The organism is Streptomyces sp. NPDC001415 (assembly GCF_053597395.1).
This window is the reverse complement of record NZ_JBSFIE010000002.1, coordinates 18,178-39,056: the sequence shown is the minus strand read 5'-3', so window position 1 is coordinate 39,056 and position 20,879 is coordinate 18,178. Positions and strand designations below refer to the sequence as shown.

13 protein-coding genes are annotated in these 20,879 nt (G+C 71.4%); 10 read left to right on the top strand and 3 right to left on the bottom strand.

All coding sequences use genetic code 11. The features are described from left to right. Window positions 1-10: 10 nt before the first annotated feature. From ACWC2B_RS02420 to galE, 10 genes are all read left to right on the top strand, one after another. Window positions 11-1,561 (top strand): CYTH and CHAD domain-containing protein, encoded by a 1,551-nt coding sequence (locus ACWC2B_RS02420; RefSeq protein WP_450714566.1) that lies wholly within the window; start codon window positions 11-13, stop codon window positions 1,559-1,561. Between the two features lie 73 nt (window positions 1,562-1,634). Beyond that, complete coding sequence (locus tag ACWC2B_RS02415) at window positions 1,635-3,560, top strand: TIGR03960 family B12-binding radical SAM protein (RefSeq protein ID WP_450714565.1); 1,926 nt, start codon at window positions 1,635-1,637, stop codon at window positions 3,558-3,560. A gap of 87 nt (window positions 3,561-3,647) precedes the next feature. Then, a complete protein-coding gene (locus tag ACWC2B_RS02410) occupies window positions 3,648-4,520 on the top strand; it encodes a hypothetical protein (RefSeq protein WP_450714564.1) in 873 nt (290 codons plus the stop codon). 132 nt (window positions 4,521-4,652) lie between these two features. After that, complete coding sequence (locus ACWC2B_RS02405; RefSeq protein ID WP_450714563.1) at window positions 4,653-5,432, top strand: TIGR03936 family radical SAM-associated protein; 780 nt, start codon at window positions 4,653-4,655, stop codon at window positions 5,430-5,432. A 232-nt stretch (window positions 5,433-5,664) separates the two neighbouring features. Continuing rightward, window positions 5,665-9,648, top strand: a complete 3,984-nt coding sequence (locus tag ACWC2B_RS02400) for an Rne/Rng family ribonuclease (protein ID WP_450714562.1) — start codon at window positions 5,665-5,667, stop codon at window positions 9,646-9,648. 345 nt (window positions 9,649-9,993) lie between these two features. Further along, complete coding sequence (gene rplU, locus ACWC2B_RS02395) at window positions 9,994-10,314, top strand: 50S ribosomal protein L21 (RefSeq protein WP_114036861.1); 321 nt, start codon at window positions 9,994-9,996, stop codon at window positions 10,312-10,314. A 14-nt stretch (window positions 10,315-10,328) separates the two neighbouring features. Continuing rightward, window positions 10,329-10,583, top strand: coding sequence for a 50S ribosomal protein L27 (gene rpmA, locus ACWC2B_RS02390; protein ID WP_450714561.1), 255 nt, complete (start codon window positions 10,329-10,331; stop codon window positions 10,581-10,583). A gap of 145 nt (window positions 10,584-10,728) precedes the next feature. Further along, entirely contained in the window at window positions 10,729-12,168 is a 1,440-nt protein-coding gene (gene obgE / locus ACWC2B_RS02385) for a GTPase ObgE (protein ID WP_450714560.1), read from the top strand. 202 nt (window positions 12,169-12,370) lie between these two features. Then, complete coding sequence (locus tag ACWC2B_RS02380; protein ID WP_450714559.1) at window positions 12,371-14,002, top strand: glycosyltransferase family 2 protein; 1,632 nt, start codon at window positions 12,371-12,373, stop codon at window positions 14,000-14,002. A 16-nt stretch (window positions 14,003-14,018) separates the two neighbouring features. Continuing rightward, window positions 14,019-15,002 (top strand): UDP-glucose 4-epimerase GalE, encoded by a 984-nt coding sequence (galE, locus tag ACWC2B_RS02375; protein WP_450714558.1) that lies wholly within the window; start codon window positions 14,019-14,021, stop codon window positions 15,000-15,002. A gap of 84 nt (window positions 15,003-15,086) precedes the next feature. Here the strand turns inward: galE and ACWC2B_RS02370 are convergent, their stop codons facing one another. Genes ACWC2B_RS02370 through ACWC2B_RS02360 form a run of 3 tightly spaced genes read right to left on the bottom strand, consistent with a single transcriptional unit; the run spans window position 15,087 to window position 20,668 of the window. Further along, window positions 15,087-16,610, bottom strand: a complete 1,524-nt coding sequence (locus tag ACWC2B_RS02370) for a DUF6056 family protein (protein ID WP_450714557.1) — start codon at window positions 16,608-16,610, stop codon at window positions 15,087-15,089. Window positions 16,611-16,634: 24 nt separating this feature from the next. Beyond that, window positions 16,635-17,801 (bottom strand): glycosyltransferase, encoded by a 1,167-nt coding sequence (locus tag ACWC2B_RS02365; RefSeq protein WP_450714556.1) that lies wholly within the window; start codon window positions 17,799-17,801, stop codon window positions 16,635-16,637. After that, complete coding sequence (locus tag ACWC2B_RS02360; protein ID WP_450714555.1) at window positions 17,798-20,668, bottom strand: bifunctional glycosyltransferase/CDP-glycerol:glycerophosphate glycerophosphotransferase; 2,871 nt, start codon at window positions 20,666-20,668, stop codon at window positions 17,798-17,800. Before ACWC2B_RS02360 ends, ACWC2B_RS02365 begins: the two co-directional genes overlap by 4 nt. Between the last annotated feature and the right edge of the window lie 211 nt (window positions 20,669-20,879).

Sequence of the window (20,879 nt, the reverse complement as noted above, 5' to 3'; positions counted from 1 at the left end):
GATTTTGGTCATGGCGGACACGAAGCGCGAGATCGAGCGGAAATTCGAGTTCACCCCGTCCGACGGGGACCTGCTGCGGCTCCCCGACCTGACCCGGGTCCCCGGCATCACCGACATCGTCGACAAGGGCGTCGTCCACCTCGACGCCGTCTACTACGACACCCCCGACCTGCGCCTGGACGCCGACTCCCTCACGCTGCGCCGCAGAACGGGCGGCGCCGACGCCGGCTGGCACCTCAAGTTCCCGGTCACCGCGGGCATCCGCGACGAGATCCGCGCCCCGCTCTCCGACCGCCTCCCGCCCGCACTGGCCGCCCTGCTGCGCTCCCGCGTCCGCGACGGTGAACTCCTGCCCGTCGTCAGGCTGCTGTCCTCCCGCGACGTACGCCACCTGCTCGCCGACGACCACACCCTGCTCGCCGAGCTCAGCATCGACACCGTCCGCGCCGAAGGGCTGCGCGATGGCGCCTCGTCCACCACCTGGACCGAGATCGAGGTGGAACTCGCCGACGGGATCGACGACGAGAGCATCCTGGACGGTGTGGAGAAACGGCTGCGAAAAGCAGGCATCCGGCCCTCGACGAGCTCCTCCAAGGTCGCCCGGGCCCTGCGCGAGACCGCCCCGAAGCCGCGCAGGACGGCCAAGGACGCGAAGAACACCGGGCCCGCCGAAGGCACCGCGGGCGCCCACGTCCTCGGCTACCTGCGCGCCCAGCGCGACGCGATCATCGCCCTTGACCCCGCCGTCCGCCGCGAACTGCCGGACTCCGTCCACCAGATGAGGGTCGCCACCCGCCGCCTGCGCAGCGCGTTCAAGTCGTACTCCAAGGTCGTCGACCGGGCCGCCACCGACCCCGTCGGCGAGGAACTCAAGTGGCTCGCCGCCGAGCTCGGAGTCGACCGGGACCAGGAAGTGCTCACCGAACGCCTGCGGACCCGCATCGACGCCCTGCCCCGCACCCTGCTGCTCGGCCCCGTCCGCGGCCGGCTGCGCATCTGGACCGTGGCCCGCCGCACCGGCTCCCGGCGCAGGACCGTCGCCGTACTCGACGGCAAGCGCTACCTCGCCCTCCTCGGAACCCTCGACACCCTGCTCGCGGCCCCGCCGCTGCTCCCGGCGGCCGAGCGGCCCGTCGCCGACGTCCTGCCCAGGGCCGTGCTCAAGGACTACGACCGGCTCGCGGGCCGCGTCCACACCGCGCTCGGCCTCGCCCCCGGCCACGAGCGGGACCTCGCCCTGCACGAAGCCCGCAAGGCCGCCAAGCGCGCCCGCTACGCTGCCGAGGCCGCGGCCCCCGCGCTCGGCAAGCCCGCCGGGAAGTTCGCCAAGCGCATGAAGGCCGTACAGAACGTGCTCGGCGACCACCAGGACAGCGTGGTCGCCCGCGACGCCCTGCGCACGCTGGCCGCGCAGGCCCACGCGGCCGGAGAGTCCGCGTTCACCTGGGGACTCCTGTACGGCCAGGAGGAGGCGACGGCGGAGAGGCGCGAGCGTGAACTGCCCGAGGTCTGGGCCCGGGCGAGCGCCCCCAAGCTCCGGGAACGCCTGACGGCCCCATGATCGTCGTGCGAGGGGGCGACTCGGCTCGCGTTACGCTAGAGAGTCGTCCCCCTGCCAGCCCACGAAGGTCGAGATGTCTGCCGAGTCCGTCTTCCCACAGCTCGAAGCGCTGCTCCCGCATGTGCAGAAGCCGATCCAGTACGTCGGCGGTGAGCTCAACTCCACCGTCAAGGCCTGGGACGAGTGTGACGTCCGCTGGGCGCTCATGTACCCGGACGCGTACGAGGTCGGGCTGCCCAACCAGGGCGTCATGATCCTCTACGAGGTACTGAACGAGCGCGAGGGCGTCCTCGCCGAGCGCACGTACAGTGTGTGGCCGGACATGGAAGAGCTCATGCGCGAGCACAAGGTGCCGCAGTTCACGGTGGACTCCCACCGCCCGCTGCGCGCCTTCGACGTGTTCGGGCTCAGCTTCTCCACCGAGCTCGGCTACACCAACATGCTCACCGCGCTCGACCTGGCGGGCATCCCGCTGGAGTCCAAGGACCGCACCATCGACGACCCGATCGTGCTCGCGGGCGGCCACGCGGCCTTCAACCCCGAGCCGATCGCGGACTTCATCGACTGCGCGGTCATCGGCGACGGCGAGCAGGCCGTCCTCGACATGACCGAGATCATCCGCGCGTGGAAGGCGGAAGGCTGCCCCGGCGGCCGCGAAGAGGTCCTGTTCCGCCTCGCGAAGACCGGATCGGTGTACGTTCCGGGCTTCTACGACGTCGAGTACCTGCCGGACGGCCGCATCGCCCGTGTCGTACCGAACAAGTCGGGCGTGCCGTGGCGGGTGTCCAAGCACACCGTCATGGACCTCGACGAGTGGCCCTACCCCAAGCAGCCCCTGGTCCCGCTCGCCGAGACCGTCCACGAGCGCATGTCCGTGGAGATCTTCCGCGGCTGCACCCGCGGCTGCCGCTTCTGCCAGGCCGGCATGATCACGCGCCCCGTGCGGGAGCGAAGCATCACCGGCATCGGCGAGATGGTGGAAAAGGGCCTCAAGGCGACCGGCTTCGAAGAGGTGGGCCTGCTCTCCCTCTCCTCCGCCGACCACACCGAGATCGGTGACATCGCCAAGGGCCTCGCGGACCGCTACACGGACGACAAGATCGGCCTGTCGCTGCCGTCGACCCGCGTGGACGCGTTCAACGTCGACCTGGCCAACGAGCTGACCCGCAACGGCCGCCGCTCGGGTCTGACGTTCGCCCCCGAGGGCGGCTCCGAGCGCATGCGCAAGGTCATCAACAAGATGGTCTCGGAAGAGGACCTCATCCGTACCGTCGCGACCGCGTACGGCAACGGCTGGCGCCAGGTGAAGCTGTACTTCATGTGCGGCCTGCCCACCGAGACCGACGAGGACGTCCTCCAGATCGGCGACATGGCGGTCAACGTCATCGCCAAGGGCCGCGAGGTCTCGGGCCAGAACGACATCCGCTGCACGGTGTCGATCGGCGGCTTCGTCCCCAAGCCCCACACCCCGTTCCAGTGGGCGCCGCAGCTGTCGGCCGAGGAGACGGACGCGCGCCTGACCAAGCTCCGTGACAAGATCCGCGGCGACAAGAAGTACGGCCGCTCCATCGGCTTCCGCTACCACGACGGCAAGCCCGGCATCGTCGAAGGCCTGCTCTCGCGCGGCGACCGCCGCGTGGGCGCCGTCATCCGCGCCGTCTACGAGGACGGCGGCCGCTTCGACGGCTGGCGCGAGCACTTCAGCTACGACCGCTGGATGGCCTGCGCCGAGAAGACGCTGCCCTCCTTCGGCGTGGACGTCGACTGGTACACCACCCGCGAGCGCACCTACGAGGAAGTCCTGCCGTGGGACCACCTGGACTCCGGCCTCGACAAGGACTGGCTCTGGGAGGACTGGCAGGACTCGCTCGACGAGACCGAGGTCGAGGACTGCCGGTGGACGCCGTGCTTCGACTGCGGGGTGTGCCCCCAGATGGACACGAGCATCCAAATCGGACCCACGGGCAAGAAGCTGCTGCCGCTCACGGTGAAGAACTGAACCCTGCCCGCTCCGGGTGCATAACCGCCTGATCACGAAGGGCCCCCTGCCGCAACGGCCGGGGGCCCTTTGCGCATCCTTGACCATATGGAGAACCGGCCCGCCCCGCAGGGGCCCGAAGGGTGCCTGACCGTCGCGATCCGCGTCCCGGTGCGGATCGTGGTGCTCGTCCTGGTCGTCCCCGTACGGATGCTCTGGGACCTCCTCGCGGCCGGCGCGAAGACGTTGCGCCGAGTGGTCCTGGCCCCCCTGTGGCGCGCCCTGATCGTGATCCCGTCCGGGTGGCTGTACGCCTGGGTGCTGATCCCGCTCGGGCGGGCAACTGCCTGGCTGGGGAGGGTAGTTGGGGCCGGGATCGGGTGGCTCGCCAAGGTGCTGCTCGGGTGGCCGTGCGCGGCTGTGTGGCGATGGGTCGTGGTCCCGCTCTGGACGTACGCCCTCGTCGTGCCCGCGGTGTGGCTGTACGCGTGGGTGCTGACCCCGCTCGGGCGGGCCGTCGCGTGGCTCGCCCGGGGGGTCGGCACGCTGCTCGCGCCGCTCGGGCGGGCGGTGGTCGTTGTCGGGCGGGAGATCCGCGACGCGATCGGGCATGCCTGGCGGGCCGCCGGGTTCGTGTCGCGGGCGGTCGGGCGCGGGCTCAAATGGCTCGGCTGGAACCTCGTGGGACGGCCGGTGCGCTGGGCGTACGTCGTGCTTCTGACGCCGGTCGGGCACTGGGTGCGGAACACCGTTCTGCGACCGGCCAAGAAGGCCGCGCTCGCGGCGGGGCGCGGTGCGCGCCAGGCGCTGGCTTCGGCGCGCGAGACCGTACGGACCGCCCGGCGCGACGCCTGGCGCGCACTGATCGGCGGGCCGCCCCGGGAACAGGGCGAGCACCGGGCGCGTACTCTGGGTAGTACAACTACTGCCTCCGGCGCGGTGCCCGCCCCCGAGATCTCCCTCAGCAAGACGGAGGGATGAGCCGGGTGGCGCACCGGCCGTGACCGGAGGGGCCCCACAGGACGGTGGGCGGCGCTCACCGCGCCCGCCCCGCACCGAGGAGAAGAACCACTGGGCAAGCGACAGCCCGAAGGCCCGCCGCCCGCACCTGCGGTGCAGCGCATCCGACTGCGCTACACCAAGCGCGGCCGCCTCCGGTTCACCAGCCACCGCGACTTCCAGCGCGCCTTCGAGCGGGCCCTGCGCCGCGCCGAGGTGCCCATGGCGTACTCGGCCGGATTCACCCCGCACCCCAAGGTGTCGTACGCGAACGCCGCACCCACCGGCGTCGGCTCCGAGGCCGAATACCTGGAGATCGCCCTCACCGCACAGCGCGACCCCGAAAAACTGCGCGCCCTGCTCGACGAGTCGCTGCCCACCGGGCTCGACATCATCGACGCGGTCGAGGCCCGCACCTCGGGCCTCGCCGACCGGCTCACGGCCTCCGTCTGGGAGCTGCGCCTGGACGGCGTCACCGTGGACGCGGCCGAGAAGGCCGTCGCGACGTTCCTGGCCGCCGAGACCGTCGAGGTCCAGCGCAAGACCAAGAACGGCATGCGCACCTTCGACACCCGGGGCGCCGTCGCCGAGCTCCAGGCGCTTCCTCCGCAGGCTGATAGGCCTCTCGACGACGCCTGTGCGATACTGCGGCTGGTAGTACGGCACCTGACACCTGCCGTACGACCCGACGACGTCCTGTCCGGTCTCCGAGCTGTGGCCGACCTGGCGCCGCCGGTCCCCGCAGCGGTGACCAGGCTGGCGCAGGGGCTCTTCGACGAGGAGTCCGGCACGGTGACCGACCCGCTCGCGCCCGACCGCGAGGCAGCCCCGGCCGCTCCACAAACAGCCGCCGGGACGGTCTCTGCGACGGCGCCGGAAGGTCCCGCCGCGTAAGGGCGGTCGTCGTAGCGCAGCCCTGGCACTCGGGAGCCACCTGGGTCGGGCCGCGCACTGACCTGAAGACTTTCGCCAGGCCGTACGTACCGCGTACGGAACCGGCGAGCCAGATATCAGCTCCCGTGCGGCGCCCGCGCCCCGGACGGCGGCACCCGCGCACATCACGCGGGCCGTGCCGCCGGACCGGAACAGGCGCGGCGCCCGGGAGCGTGACGGGAGCTACGCCCGCATGCTTGAGCAGAACGAACCCGGCACCACCGGGGACAACACCAACGACAACAACAGCCCCAGCGACACGCTGCCGCCGCGCCGCAGGCGCCGCGCGGCGTCGCGGCCCGCCGGGCCGCCGGTGGGCGCACAGAACGCGGAGCCCGCCGGGCACACCGCGGAGCCCGTCGCGGAGACGGCCGCACCGGCCGCCGTGTCCGCCGACGAGGCCGATGCCGCTCCGGCGCCGCGCACCCGCCGCCGTGCCACCCGCACGGCGACCGCTCCGGCCGCCGAAGCCCCGGTCGCCGAAGCCCCGGTCGCCGCCGAGCCGGAGGCCGCCGAGGAAGCCGCCGAGGCGCCCGCGCCGCGTACCCGTCGCCGTGCGACCCGTAAGGCGACGGCTCCGGCCGGTGCGCCCCAGGCCGCCGGAACCGAAGAGGCCGTCGAGGCCCCGGCCGCCGCCGAGCCGGAGGTCGCCGAGGCGCCCGCGCCGCGTACCCGTCGTCGTGCGACCCGTAAGGCGACGGCTCCCGCCGGTGCGCCCCAGGCCGCCGAAGAGATCATCGAGGTCGTCGAGACCCCGGCCGCCGCCGAGCCGGAGGCCGCCGAGGAAGCCGTCGAGGCGCCCGCGCCGCGTGCCCGTCGTCGTGCGACCCGTAAGGCGACCGCGCCGCAGACGACCGTCTCGGCCCCGGTCGAGGTCGTCGAAGAAGAGGAGCTCGACGAGGCCGAAGAGGCCGAGGAGACCGCCGCCGCCGAGGCCCCGGTCGTCGAGGCTCCCGTCGAGGACGAGGCCCCGCGTGGCCGTACGCGTCGCCGCGCCACCCGGCAGGCCGCCGCGCCCGCCGCCGCTGCCCCGGCCGCCGTCGAGGAGCCCGCCGAAGCCGCCGCCCCGGCCGCCGAGGACGAGGCGCCTCGCGGACGTACCCGCCGTCGGGCGGCCCGGCCCGCGTCCACCCCGCAGTTCACCCCGGTCGAGCCGCAGCCCGCGCCGCAGGCGGAGGAGCCCGTCACGGGTCGCTCCCGCCGCCGCGCCACGCGTCCCGCCGTGGCCGTGTTCCAGGCGCCGGTCTTCACCGAGCCGACGTTCCAGACGCCGGAGACGGCCGCGGCCGCCGCTGTCGCCGCCCGCGTCGAGGAGCCCGAGGCCGAGGCCGAGGAGACGCCGGTGGTCGAGGCCGCCGAGCCGCAGGGCCGCTCACGCCGTCGCCGCCGCCGTGGTGAGCCCGCCGAGCCGGTCCAGGAGAAGCCCGCCGAGGCCCCCATCGACGAGCACGTCGAGCACGTCGAGGAGGCCGAGGCCGAGGCCGAAGCGGAGTCCGAGGAGTCCGACGACGACCGTCCCTCGCGCCGCCGTCGCCGGGGCGGCCGTCGCCGCCGCCGTGGCGAGCCTGCCGAGGCCGATGACGCCGCGGAGGAGCAGACGTACGAGCCGGCCGAGCAGGCCGAGGGCTCCGAGTCCGACGAAGAGGACGACGAGGACGAGGACACGGACGGCACCCCCTCCGCGGCCGGAACCAGCAGCAGCCGTCGCCGGCGCCGCCGCCGTCGCCGCTCCGGCGACTCGGGCCCCGAGGGCGAGCCGGGCTCCGACGACCCGGAGCGTACCGTCGTCAAGGTCCGCGAGCCGCGCCCGGCCCGCGAGCGCGCCGCCGAGTCCACCTCCTCCGACGAGGTCCAGTCCATCAAGGGCTCGACGCGTCTGGAGGCCAAGAAGCAGCGCCGCCGCGAAGGCCGCGAGCAGGGCCGCCGTCGCGTCCCGATCATCACCGAGGCCGAGTTCCTGGCCCGCCGCGAGGCCGTCGAGCGCGTCATGGTCGTCCGCCAGAGCGGCGAGCGCACCCAGATCGGCGTCCTGGAAGACAACGTGCTCGTCGAGCACTACGTCAACAAGGAGCAGGCCACCTCCTACGTAGGCAACGTCTACCTGGGCAAGGTCCAGAACGTGCTGCCCTCCATGGAGGCCGCGTTCGTCGACATCGGCAAGGGCCGCAACGCCGTCCTGTACGCCGGTGAGGTCAACTTCGAGTCGCTCGGCATGGGCAACGGCCCGCGCCGCATCGAAGCCGCCCTCAAGTCCGGCCAGTCGGTGCTCGTCCAGGTCACCAAGGACCCGATCGGCCACAAGGGCGCCCGCCTGACCAGCCAGGTCTCGCTGCCCGGCCGCTACCTGGTGTACGTGCCCGAGGGCTCGATGACCGGCATCAGCCGCAAGCTGCCCGACACCGAGCGCGCGCGCCTGAAGACCATCCTCAAGAAGATCGTCCCCGAGGACGCGGGCGTCATCGTGCGCACCGCCGCCGAGGGCGCGAGCGAGGACGAGCTGCGCCGCGACGTCGAGCGGCTGCAGGCGCAGTGGGCCGACATCCAGAAGAAGGCCAACCAGATCTCGACGTCCTCGCCGTCGCTGCTCTACGGCGAGCCGGACATGACCGTCCGGGTCGTCCGCGACATCTTCAACGAGGACTTCACCAAGGTCATCGTCAGCGGTGACGAGGCCTGGGAGACCATCCACGGCTACGTCGCGCACGTCGCGCCGGACCTGACCGAGCGGCTCTCGCGCTGGACCAGCGAGGTCGACGTCTTCGCGACGTACCGGATCGACGAGCAGCTGGCGAAGGCCCTGGACCGCAAGGTCTGGCTGCCGTCCGGTGGCTCGCTGGTGATCGACAAGACCGAGGCGATGATCGTCGTCGACGTCAACACCGGCAAGTTCACCGGCCAGGGCGGCAACCTCGAAGAGACCGTGACGAGGAACAACCTCGAAGCGGCCGAGGAGATCGTGCGCCAGCTGCGGCTGCGCGACCTGGGCGGCATCGTCGTCATCGACTTCATCGACATGGTCCTGGAGTCCAACCGGGACCTGGTCCTGCGCAGGCTGCTCGAATGCCTGGGCCGCGACCGGACCAAGCACCAGGTGGCCGAGGTCACCTCGCTCGGCCTGGTCCAGATGACCCGCAAGCGGGTCGGCCAGGGCCTGTTGGAGTCGTTCTCCGAGACCTGCGTCCACTGCAACGGGCGCGGCGTGATCGTGCACATGGAGCAGCCGACGGCGGTCGGCGGCGGCGGTGCGGGCAAGCGCGCGAAGAAGCGCGGCCGCGGTGGCGCCGAGCTCGACCAGCACACCCACGAGCACGAGGTCCTCGACAGCGAGTCCGCCGAGGCCGTCGAGGCCGAGGTCGCCGCCGAGATCGCCGCTCCGGTGGCGCTGGCGGAGCCAGAGTTCGTACCCGACGAGGAGCTGTACAGCAGCGCCGCCGAGGCCGAGGCCGCCGCGCGTGGCGGCCGGTCCCGTCGCCGTGCGACCCGCAAGGCCTCGGCTCCGGCCGGTGCGCCCCGTACGGCCGCCGTCGAGGCCCCGGCCGCCGTGGCCGAGGAGCCGGAGGCCGCGCAGGCTCCGGCCGCGGTGACCGTCGCCTCGTTCATCGAGGACGACGCGCCGCGCGGCCGCACCCGTCGCCGCGCCACCCGGAAGGCGACCGCCCCGGCGGGCGCGCCGACGGCGGCCGTCGCCGAGCCGGTGGTGGTCGTCACGGAGCCCGAGCCGAAGGCCGAAGAGGTCGAGGCGCAGGAGCCGGTGGCAGAGTCGGCCGTGTCGGTCGCCGAGCCCGTCGCCGAACCCGTCGTCGAGGAGGCGCCCGTCGCCGCCCCGCCGCGGGCCCGTCGCCGTGCGACCCGCAAGGCCACGGCCCCGGCCGGTCCGCCGTCGGGTGCCGAGGACGCCGCGATCGTCGTGGTGGCCGCCACCCCGGCGGCCGAGCCGGCCGCTGCCCCGGCCGAGGCGACCGCGGTCGCGGAACCCGCCGAGGAGGCCGCACCGGCCAAGAAGGCGGCCCGCAAGACGGCGAAGAAGGCCACCGCGAAGAAGGCCGCCACCAAGAAGACGGCGACGGCCAAGAAGACCGCGGCGAAGAAGACGACCGCCAAGAAGGCGGCCACCGCCAAGAAGACGGCGGCGGCCGAGCAGCAGCAGACGTCGGTCTCGGCGTCGACCGACAGCTGACGGCCGGCCCGCGCCCAACCGGCGTACGCCAAGCGGCAGTTGGCTGATGTACGGCCCCAGAGCCCGCCCCCGGATCACCGGGGGCGGGCTCTGTCGGACCGCCCGCGGGCGGGCGGATCCGGGCCGGAACTTCCGGGCCCAGTCGTGTGGTTTCGTCGCTGATGGGTGCGGGTAACGACCCTGGTTTGACCCACCACGTCCGGCCCCGTAGCCTTGACCCTCGGCGTGTTTATATACGCGCCTGCCCCTGAGCACCTCACCTCCCGGTCCGCCGGGGGAGGCCCCCTGCACTTCTGCGGGATGGCTGGCTTCAAGGGTTCCGTATCGAGCGAGAGAGAGATCCGCGTGTACGCCATCGTGCGCAGCGGTGGTCGCCAGCACAAGGTTGCTGTCGGCGACATCGTTGAGGTTGACAAGATTTCCACTGCCAAGGTTGGCGACACGGTCGAGCTCTCGACCCTGCTCGTTGTCGACGGCGACGCTGTGACCAGCGACCCGTGGGTGCTGGCCGGTATCAAGGTCACCGCCGAGGTCGTGGACCACCACAAGGGTGCCAAGATCGACATCCTTCGGTACAAGAACAAGACCGGTTACCGCCGTCGCCAGGGCCACCGCCAGCAGTACACGGCGATCAAGGTCACCGGCATCCCCACGGCTGCGAAGTAAGGGACTGAGGAGACATGGCACACAAGAAGGGCGCATCGTCCACTCGGAACGGTCGCGACTCCAACGCTCAGCGGCTCGGTGTGAAGCGCTTCGGCGGTCAGACCGTCAACGCCGGTGAGATCCTGGTCCGCCAGCGCGGCACCCACTTCCACCCGGGTGCGGGCGTCGGTCGCGGTGGCGACGACACCCTGTTCGCGCTGCTGCCCGGCGCGGTGCAGTTCGGCACCCACCGTGGCCGCAAGGTCGTGAACATCGTTCCGGTTGCCTGATCACTTAGGCACTCGTAGAGCGGTTTCAGCGGAGGCGGACCTCACTTCCCCCACGGGAAGCGGGTCCGCCTTTCGCGTGTTACTAGATAGACAATCCGTACTTTCCCTCAGCCTTCGGCCGGGGGACCCTCAGGAGGCACATCCCATGACCACCTTCGTGGACCGCGTCGAGCTGCACGTCGCCGCGGGTAACGGAGGCCACGGCTGCGCCTCCGTCCACCGTGAGAAGTTCAAGCCGCTCGGCGGGCCTGACGGCGGCAACGGCGGCCGTGGCGGCGACGTCACCCTGGTCGTCGACCAGTCCGTGACGACGCTTCTCGACTACCACCACTCGCCGCACCGCAAGGCCACCAACGGCCAGCCCGGCGCCGGCGACCACCGCTCCGGCAAGGACGGCCAGGACCTGATCCTGCCCGTGCCCGACGGCACCGTCGTCCTCGACAAGCAGGGCAACGTGCTCGCCGACCTGGTCGGTGAGGGCACCACCTACATCGCGGGCCAGGGCGGCCGCGGCGGCCTCGGCAACGCGGCGCTCGCCTCCGCCCGCCGCAAGGCCCCCGGCTTCGCGCTGCTCGGCGTGCCCGGCGAGACCGCCGACATCGTCCTGGAGCTCAAGACCGTCGCCGACGTGGCCCTGGTGGGCTACCCGAGTGCCGGAAAGTCCTCGCTGATCTCGGTCCTCTCGGCGGCCAAGCCGAAGATCGCGGACTACCCGTTCACGACGCTGGTCCCGAACCTCGGCGTGGTCACGGCCGGCTCGACCGTCTACACCATCGCGGACGTCCCCGGCCTGATCCCCGGCGCCAGCCAGGGCAAGGGCCTGGGCCTGGAGTTCCTGCGGCACGTCGAGCGCTGCTCGGTCCTCGTGCACGTCCTGGACACCGCGACCCTGGAGTCCGACCGCGACCCGGTCTCCGACCTCGACATCATCGAGGAGGAGCTCAAGCAGTACGGCGGGCTCGACGACCGGCCCCGCATCGTCGTCCTCAACAAGATCGACATCCCGGACGGCCAGGACCTCGCGGACATGATCCGCCCCGACCTGGAGGCCCGCGGCTACCAGGTCTTCGAGGTCTCCGCCGTCGCCCGTACGGGTCTGAAGGAGCTGTCCTTCGCGCTCGCCGGGATCGTCGCCGAGGCGCGCGCGGCCAAGCCGAAGGAGGAGGCGACCCGCATCGTCATCCGCCCGAAGGCCGTCGACGACGCGGGCTTCACCGTCGCCTACGACGAGGCGAACGACGTCTACCGGGTGCGTGGCGAGAAGCCGGAGCGCTGGATCCGCCAGACCGACTTCAACAACGACGAGGCCGTCGGCTACCTCGCGGACCGCCTCAACCGCCTCGGCGTCGAGGACGCCCTGATGAAGGCAGGAGCCCGCTCCGGTGACGGCGTGGCCATCGGCCCCGAGGAGAACGCGGTCGTCTTCGACTGGGAGCCGACGATGATGGCCGGCGCGGAGATGCTGGGGCGCCGTGGCGAGGACCATCGCCTTGAGGCGCCTCGGCCCGCCGCCCAGCGCCGCCGTGACCGCGAAGCCGAGCGCGACGAGGCCGACCAGGAGTTCAAGGAGTTCGGGCCCTTCTAGGCGGCGCCCAGTCCTGCACGGGGCGTGGGGGGCTCGGCTGCGTCGGCGCGGGGAACTTGCGCAGTTCCCCGCGCCCCTGGCGGTACTGATGCCGGCCCGCATCTGGCCATTTCGGCCCTTAAGGCGCGAACGGGCCCTGGGGCGGGGCCCCAGGGGGTTGGGGAGCGTAAGGGGCACAGGGAGCTCCCGTAGGATTCGGCGGGTGAGCCAGAGTTCTGCCACCCCCCACGGTCCCACCGGTGTCAGCGTCGTCGTCATCGCCTACAACGACGCCGAGCTGGTGGGTGACGCCGTGCGGTCGGCGCTCGCGCAGGGCGCGGCCGTCGCCGAGGTCGTGGCCGTCGACGACTGCTCCGGCGACAGTACGGCCGCCGTCCTGGACCAGCTGGCCACCACCGAGCCCAGGCTGCGCGTGGTGAGGCGTACAGAGAACAGTGGCGGGTGTGGAACGCCCCGCAATGACGGGATCGCCGTCGCCACCTCCCCGTACGTCATGTTCCTCGACAGCGACGACGTGCTGCCCCCCGGCGCCGTCGCCGCCCTCCTGGCCGCGGCCGAGGAGCACGGCACCGAGGTCACCGTGGGCCGCGCCGTGCGCCGCGAGCTGCCCGGCGGCCGCGACGTCCGCTGGCAGCCCGGCCTCTACAACGAGGCGGCCGTGTACGAGTCGCCCGAGGCCGCGCCCGAGCTGCTCCACGACACGCTCTGCGTCAACAAGCTCTACCGCCGCGACTTCCTGACGAGCCGTCAACTCCGGTTCCCCGACGGCAGGTTCGTGTACGAGGACTTCGTCTTCACGGCCCGCGTGTACGCCGCGGCCCCCCGCATCGCCGTCGTGCCCGAGCTCGTCTACATCTGGCACGTGCGCCGCGCCGCCGCCCAGGTCTCCATCTCGCTCGCCCGCAAGGACGTCGGCAACTGGCAGGCGCGCATCGCCGCCCACACCAAGGCCGTCGAGGCGTTCCGCGCCGCCGACCGCAAGACCCTGGCCGCCGCCTGCCGCACCAAGTTCGTCGACTACGACCTGTGCCTGTACCTGCGCGAGCTGCGCGTGCGTGACGCCGGGTACCAGGCCGACTGGTGGCGGCTGACCCGCGACCACCTCGCCTCCTTCGAGGCCGCCGAAGTGGCCGCGGCCGCCGCCCCGGCCCGCTGGGCGGCCAAGGTGGTGCTCGCCGCCGACGCCCCCCGCGACCTCGACCGGCTCTCCCAGCTCGCCGCCGACCCCGCCCGCCTGATCCCGCCGTACGCCACCGCCGAATCCGGCCCGGTCTGGACGGACGACCTGCACGTACCGCTGGACGGACTCGACGCGCTGCCCGCCGGCCGGCTGCCCGTCTCCGTGGACGCGACCCTGCTCGCCGGCCGGCGCGGCATCCTCAAGCTGCGCGTGCACGAGCTGTACGGGCGGCTCGCCGCGAGCGGCCCCCCGGCCAGCGCCGACATCGAGTTCGTGCCCAGGGACGGCGGGGAGAGCGCCCTGACCGTCACGGCGCCGCTGCGCGCCGCCAGGGGCGGCTGGAGCGGGCAGGCACCCGTACCGCTGGCCAGGCTGGCGGCGGCGGGCGGCCGCGGCACCCAGATCTGGGACCTGAGGGTCCGCCTGAACACCGGCCCCGGCCAGGGCCCGCACACCACGCTGCGGGCCAAGCAGGCCGGGCTGCGGCGCACGGCCGTCCCCGGCAGCCGGTACGGTGTTCTGCTGGTGCAGCCGTACCGGACGTCGAGCGGATCGCTCGCGGTGCGGCTCGCGCCCGGAGTGCAGGGGGCCTTCGGGGTGGTCGGCGGGAAGCTGCGCAGACTGGCCCGGACGGTTCGATCAAGGCGACGATGAGGACGTGGACGCGCAAATGACTTTTCTGATCACCGGTGGCGCCGGATACATCGGTTCCCACGTCGTGCGGGCCATGACGTTGGCGGGGGAGCGCGTGGTCGTCCTCGACGACCTCTCCAGCGGTGACGCGGCCCGCCTGCCGCAGGATGTGCCTCTGGTGGTCGGCTCCGTCCTGGACCGCGAACTCGTGGACCGCACCCTGGCCGAGCACGCGGTGACCGGCGTCGTCCACCTCGCGGGCAAGAAGCAGGTCGGCGAGTCTGTCGAGATCCCGCTGCACTACTACCGGGAGAACGTGTTCGGCCTGACCGTGCTCCTGGAGGCGGTCGCCGAGGCGGGCGTGCGCACCTTCCTGTTCTCCTCCTCCGCCTCCGTGTACGGCATGCCGGACGTCGACCTCGTCACCGAGGACACCCCGTGCCTGCCGATGAGCCCGTACGGCGAGACCAAGCTGGCCGGTGAGTGGTTGGTCCGCGCCGCCGGAAAGGCCCACGGCATCGCAACCGGCTGCCTGCGCTACTTCAACGTGGCCGGCACCGCCACCCCCGAACTCGCCGACACCGGCATCTTCAACCTCGTCCCGATGGTGTTCGAGAAGCTGGAGGACGGGGAGCCGCCGCGCATCTTCGGCGACGACTACGAGACGCCCGACGGCACCTGCGTGCGCGACTACATCCACGTCGAGGACCTCGCCGACGCCCACCTGGCCGCCGCCCGCAAGCTCGCCGAGTCCGCGAAGGCCGGCGAGTACGGCGACCTGACCGTCAACATCGGCCGCGGTGAAGGCGTTTCGGTGCGCGAGATGGTCGACCTGATCAACGACATCAGCGGCCGCGGCATCGCCCCCGAGGTCCACCCGCGGCGCGCGGGCGACCCGGCGCGCGTCGTCGCCTCGGCCGACCGCATCGCCGAGGAACTCGGCTGGAAGGCCCACCACGACGTGCGCTCGATGATCTCCTCGGCGTGGGCGGGCTGGCGCCACCACCGCGACGCCGTCTGAGACCCGGACGGGCAAGGCCCGGACACGTAAAAGGAGGGGCGCCCCGGGAGAAAACCGGGGCGCCCCTCCTTCGTCGTCGCTACGTCACTGCTTGTGGACGCGGTCCACGCCGTAGAACTTCGCGGTGCACTGGGCGACCCAGTCGCGCTTGTAGTTCTTGGTGAAGAACGGCTCGGCGAGCGAACCGATGTACATCGGCTTGTACGCCACGTCCGTCTCGCCCTTGGCGATCTCCGAGCGGATCTTCGCGTTCTGCTTGTCCCAGGCGATGCTGCGGTACACCGTCGAGACGGCGAGCTGCTGCACCGACGGCACCAGGGCCGCCGTCGCCGACAGCGCGAACGCGCCGACCAGGACCGTCGCCACGATCGGCACCATGCGCGGCGCCCTGCGCTCCGCGATGCGGCGCCCGGCCCAGTGGCCGAGCAGCACGCCGTACCCGCACAGCGCGATCACCAGCGGGATCATGAAGTTCATCCAGGTACGCGCGTACGTCCAGCCCGTCGGGCCGTAGCCGCTGCGCAGCGCGTACGCCACGAGCAGCGTGCACAGCGCCATCAGCGGCACCGGAAGCACGGCGATCACGCGCAGCATCGCGACCGGCGGACGCGAGGCGGCCGGCCGCTCGCGGCGCGGCGCCAGCAGGGCCACGGCGAGGCCGAGGAGCAGACCGGCGGCAACGGCACCCAGGTAGATCCACTGGTGCAGGATCGTGTCCCAGATGTGGAAGTAGTCCTTGAACACGTCGCCGACGCTCATCTTCGTCGGCGGCGTCTGCGCCCGGCGCCAGCGGGCGCCCGGCGAGGTGTACAGGAAGGCGAGGCCGATCACGGCCGCCACGCAGTACACGGCGGACCAGGTGAACGGGTACCAGCTCTTGGCGACCTTCAGGCGCGGCAGGCACACCAGCGCGGCCGTGCCGACCAGCACACAGCTGACCACCGTGAACGGCTCGCTCAGCGTGCCGATCGCGAAGCCCACCACGGCCGTGAGGACCAGCGCGGTGTTGCGCAGCGCCTTGCGGCCGGTGCGGAACGCCCAGATGCCGAACAGGAGCGCCCACAGGGCGATGATGAACGGCATCGTGTGCGAGATCGTCGCCGGCGTCCACAGGAGAACCTGGTAGGAGCGGGTGCCCGCGAAGAACAGCAGCGCCTCCAGGACCATCGCGACGGCCACGAGCAGCAGCAGCGGGGCCCGGGTGCCGAACGCCCGCAGGATCTCCCGGCCGAGCAGCACCAGGCCGACGCCCATGGTGACCACCAGGATCACCGGAAGGATCTTGATGCCGGCCAGGCCGTCCGAGTAGATGATCCCGCTCAGGAAGGCGTTGGTGACCCGCCCGTTCTGGGTGTTGTAGAAGTCGGAGGTGATGCCGAAGACGCCCATGTCCCGGGACTTCCAGGCGGCACACCAGTCGTCGGATGTGGGCCGCACGTACAGGCCCAGGAACGAGCCGACGGCCAGGAGTATGCCGGTGGCGGCGGTGAGGATCCCCGCGGTCCACAGCAGGGCTCTGCGCGCCCCCGACCGCTCGGGGCGGTCCGCGGCGGCACTCTGCGCATCGGCTGCGCTGTCGTCGGCGGCCACAGTGGTCGATGAGTTCATGATTCCAGGGGGTCTCGGGGGCGGTCAGCGCTGGAGCAGGTCGAACAGAGCCTCCCAGCGCCGGACGATCTCCTCGGTCCGGTAGCGCTGGATGTTCTCGCGGGCCGCCTCGCCGAGACGGTCGCGCAGCTCCTGGTCGGCCAGGAGGCTGCTCAGACGGCGTGCGAAGACGTGCGTGTTGCCGGGGGGCGCGAGCAGACCGTCCTCGCCGTCCCGGATGATCTCGTGGATGCCGGGGGCGACGTCGAAGGCGACGCACGGCACGGCGGTCGCCATCGACTCCATCAGCGACAGCGGGAAGCCCTCGCCGCGCGAGGCGAGCGTGAAGACCGAGCCGTCGCGCAGCGCGCCCGCCGGGTCGTCGGTGCGGCCCATCCACTCCACCGAACCGTCCAGGCCCAGCTCGGTGCACTGGCGGCGCAGAGCCTCCTCGTCGGAGCCCGAGCCGTAGATCCGCAGCGTCCAATCAGGGTGCACCGGAGCCACCTCGGACCAGGCGTCCAGGAGCAGGTCGGTGCCCTTCTCCTCGTGCAGCCGGCCGATGCTGACCACGTGCTTCTCGGTGCGCGGCGAGGGCACCTCGGGGAAGAACGGCAGCGGGTTGGGCATGAAGCCCACGTTGTCCAGGCGCTGCAGCGCCCACAGGTCGGCGTCCTCGCGGGTCAGCGCGAGCATCCGGTCGACGTCCTTGTAGAACCGCTTGACCCGGCCGAAGCGCGAGGACTTGCGGCAGGTCTCGTACGACTCGTGGGTCATGCCGATGACCGTCACGTTCGAGGTGTCGGCGAGCGCCACCCACTCCATCGCCCACACCTGGGTGACGATGACGATCGCGCCGGGCCTGGCCTGGCGGAACAGCCGGGTCATCTTCGCGGCCTGCGCGTGCATGCCGGCCGCGCGGGCGGCCCGGCGGCGGTGCTCGACGACGTTCAGCTTGCCCTTGATGCCGCGCGCGCTGCCCACCGACGGCGGATGCACGTCGTACAGCGTCGTCGTCGCGTACGGCAGGTCGTCGTCCAGCTCGTGCGGGACCGACGGCGGGGTGATGCCGACGACGTGGACCTTGTTGCCGCGCTCCACGAAAAGGCGGGCCATCTGGTGCGACCAGGTGGTCACGCCGCCCAGCTCGTTGACGGCGTTCGAGACGAGGAAGATGTCACGGCCGCCGTCCGTGGCGGTCACTTCAGTCACTTACCGCTCCCGGGAGTGAAGAACTTGGCAACGATCTGCTGGGCCGCGGTGCCCTTGTCGTACTCGCCGAACTCGGTGGCGAACCGCTCGCGGGCCGCCGCGTAGTCGGCGTCCGCCGCCTTGAGGCCGTCCACCGTCGCGAACAGCTCGCTCTCGGTGGCGACGACCGGCCCGGGCGCCTTGTCGCGCAGATCGAAGTAGGTGCCGCGGGTCTCGTCCGCGTACTCCTCGTAGTCGTACGCGAAGAAGATCATGGGACGGTCGAGCAGAGCATAGTCGAACATCAGGGACGAATAGTCGGTGATCAGACCGTCGGCCAGGGCGAGGAGCGGCGTGATGTCGTGGCCCTGCGAGACGTCGATGACCTTGCCGCGCACCGACGGCGGAAGGACCACCTGGTTGAGATAGTGCGAGCGGATCAGAAGGGTGTAGCGGTCGCCGAAGCGGTCCGCGAACTCCTCGACGTCAAAGGGCAGTTCGAACTTCTTGACCGCGCCGGACTCGGAGGCGCGGAACGTCGGCGCGTAGAGCAGCACCTTCTTGTCCGCGTCGATGCCGAGCTGCTCGGCGATCGGGCCGCGGACCCGCTCCCCGCTCTCCGCCTCCTGCTCGCGCGCCGCGACGAGCGCGTCGTTGCGCGGGTAGCCGGTGCGCAGCAGCACCTCGTCGCGCAGCCGGAAGCCGCTGGCCAGGGTGCGCACATCGTGCTCGGAGCGGATCAGGAAGTGGTCGAAGCGGTCCAGGACCTTCTGGTGGGTGGCCTGTCCTGCCCGGTTGAGCAGCTTCATCTGCGGCACGTCGAAGCCCATCCGCTTGAGCGCGCTGCCGTGCCAGGTCTGGATGTACGTCGTGCCGGGCCGCTTGGCCAGCTTCATCGGGAAGCCCTGGTTGTCGATCCAGAACTCGGCCTGCGCCAGCGCCCGCAGATACGGGTAGCTCCACCGCTTGACCAGCGTGGCGTCCTTCGGGAAGCCGGTCGGCTTGGCGCCGTCGTAGGACCACACCGCGTCGAACTGCACGCCCTGACGGCGCATCTCGTCGTAGATCGCCTTCGGGCTGTCGCTGAACTGCTTGCCCATGTGGCTCTCGAACACCACCAGACCCTTGCGGATGGGCAGCTTGGAGAACGCCTCGTGGTACACGCGGATCTTGGTGTCGCCCGAGTTGAGGTCCTTCTTGGCCTTCTTGGCCTTGCGCAGACCCTTCTTGGCCAGCGAGGCGGCCTTGCTCTGCAGGGCCTCGCCGATCAGCTCCTGGGTGCGGACGGTGGCCTGGCCCTCCGCGGTCAGCAGGTACGACAGGTTGCCCTTCGCGGAGATCTCCGGCACCAGACGGTCGGCGACCAGACGGCTCAGACGCGGCCGGATGCGCAGCGGGCGCGCCGACTCCAGCTCGATACGGCCCGCGCCCAGGCGGGTCGGCACCTTCTCGCCGTCGACGTCCAGGTTGACCCACACGTCCCAGACCACGTCGATGATGCCGAGCGGCCGCAGCTTGCGGGCCAGATCGGCCTCGGCCGTCCAGTCCAGCGTCCGGCCCGCGTGCTTCAGCGAGGACAGCGGGAACTTGAAGGACTGCAGGCTGGTGCGGCGGGCCCGGAACTCCAGGGTGCCGCTCAGCTTCGCCCCGGACCGGATCCGGCCCAGCGGATTGACGACCGACCCGCCGAGCCGCACCTTGCCGCGCCCGTCGTCGGCGTACGAGGTCAGGCGGTTGCCCAGCGCGAGCTGGGTCAGCGGGCGGGTGTGGTAGCCGAGCCCCGTCACATCCAGGAATTTGGCGCCGTCGGCGGTGTCGAGGTGCTCGCCGCACCAGTAGATCCGGCCGTCCCGCTCGATCAGCGGCGACGTCACCGTGTTGCGGCGGATCAGCGCGTCCACGGCCGGCAGCAGATTGTCCCAGTCGCCCTGCTGGAGCAGATAGGAGCAGATCGCCTGGATCGGCAGGACGCTGTCGTACGCCTCGGGGGAGAGGTCCGCCAGGTACTCGCGCGACAGCTCGGCGAACTCCGCCCGGTACTCCTCGTCACGGTGCGGCAGGTCACGCAGGTGCAGGACCAGGTCGTGCTTGAGGAACTTGACGTCCTTGGCGAGCCGCAGCCCGTGCAGGTCGTTGTGCTCCAGGAGCGCCTCGATCCGGCGGTGGATCTCCAGCCGGTGCTCGTAGTTGGTCATCTCGTGGCGCCGGTTGGTGACCGACTTCACGGCCGCCTTCTCGTGCACGTTCCAGAAATAGACCTGGTTGGGGATGAGGGTGATGCGGTTCGCGGCGAGGTAGGCCTCGGCGATGAACATCAGGTCCTCGTAGAACATGCCCTTGGGGAAGCGCAGGTCGTTGTCGAGGAGGAACTCGCGGCGGTAGCACTTGTTCGTGGACAGGGTGTCCCACACGAACAGGTCCGGGAGCTCGGTGATCGACTCCAGGGTGCGCGTGGTCCGGTACAGCCACGGGTACCACTCGGTGCGCTTCGTGGTGCGGGTGCCCTGCGTGAGGCGTACACAGAGGCCGGAGACGATGTCTGCCCGCGTGTTCTCCGCGGCCTCCAGAAGGTTCCGGCAGGCGTTGTGCTCCAGCACGTCGTCGCTGTCCAGGAACATGATGTAGCGGCCCGTGGCATGGCCGATGCCCACGTTGCGCGGCTCGCCGCCCGCGCCGCTGTTCTCGGGCAGCTGGAAAGCGCGGATGCGGCCCGGGTGAGAAGCCTCCAGTGCCCGGGCGACCTCGAAGGAAGTGTCGGTGCTGCAGTCGTCGACGATCAGGACCTCGACGCTGTTCAACGTCTGGTCCAAGACCGATTGGACAGCCGTCGGCAGGCGATCTGCGTCGTTGTAGACGATGACGATCACGGAGACGTCAGGCACTGGCACCTCAATCCACTTGTTCTACTCGCAGGCGCTTCAACGCTACCTGGTATTCGTACCGTGCTTCGCAGCGCCCGGTCCCGCCCGGCCGCCCGGCAAAAGGGACATCGTCAGGCCCGCCGTGGTTTGTCACCCGAATGTGTGGCGCGAAGGCAACCCTCGCGAGCCCACACCCCTCTATAGGGAGAAGCGGTGGAGAACCGAGCCGAACCCACCA

Coding starts and splice junctions, on each gene's coding strand:
- ACWC2B_RS02420 (WP_450714566.1), top strand. CDS start 11: ATGGCGGACACGAAGCGCGAGATCGAGCGGAAATTCGAGTTCACCCCG.
- ACWC2B_RS02415 (WP_450714565.1), top strand. CDS start 1,635: ATGTCTGCCGAGTCCGTCTTCCCACAGCTCGAAGCGCTGCTCCCGCAT.
- ACWC2B_RS02410 (WP_450714564.1), top strand. CDS start 3,648: ATGGAGAACCGGCCCGCCCCGCAGGGGCCCGAAGGGTGCCTGACCGTC.
- ACWC2B_RS02400 (WP_450714562.1), top strand. CDS start 5,665: ATGCTTGAGCAGAACGAACCCGGCACCACCGGGGACAACACCAACGAC.
- rpmA (WP_450714561.1), top strand. CDS start 10,329: ATGGCACACAAGAAGGGCGCATCGTCCACTCGGAACGGTCGCGACTCC.
- obgE (WP_450714560.1), top strand. CDS start 10,729: ATGACCACCTTCGTGGACCGCGTCGAGCTGCACGTCGCCGCGGGTAAC.
- galE (WP_450714558.1), top strand. CDS start 14,019: ATGACTTTTCTGATCACCGGTGGCGCCGGATACATCGGTTCCCACGTC.
- ACWC2B_RS02370 (WP_450714557.1), bottom strand. CDS start 16,610: ATGAACTCATCGACCACTGTGGCCGCCGACGACAGCGCAGCCGATGCG.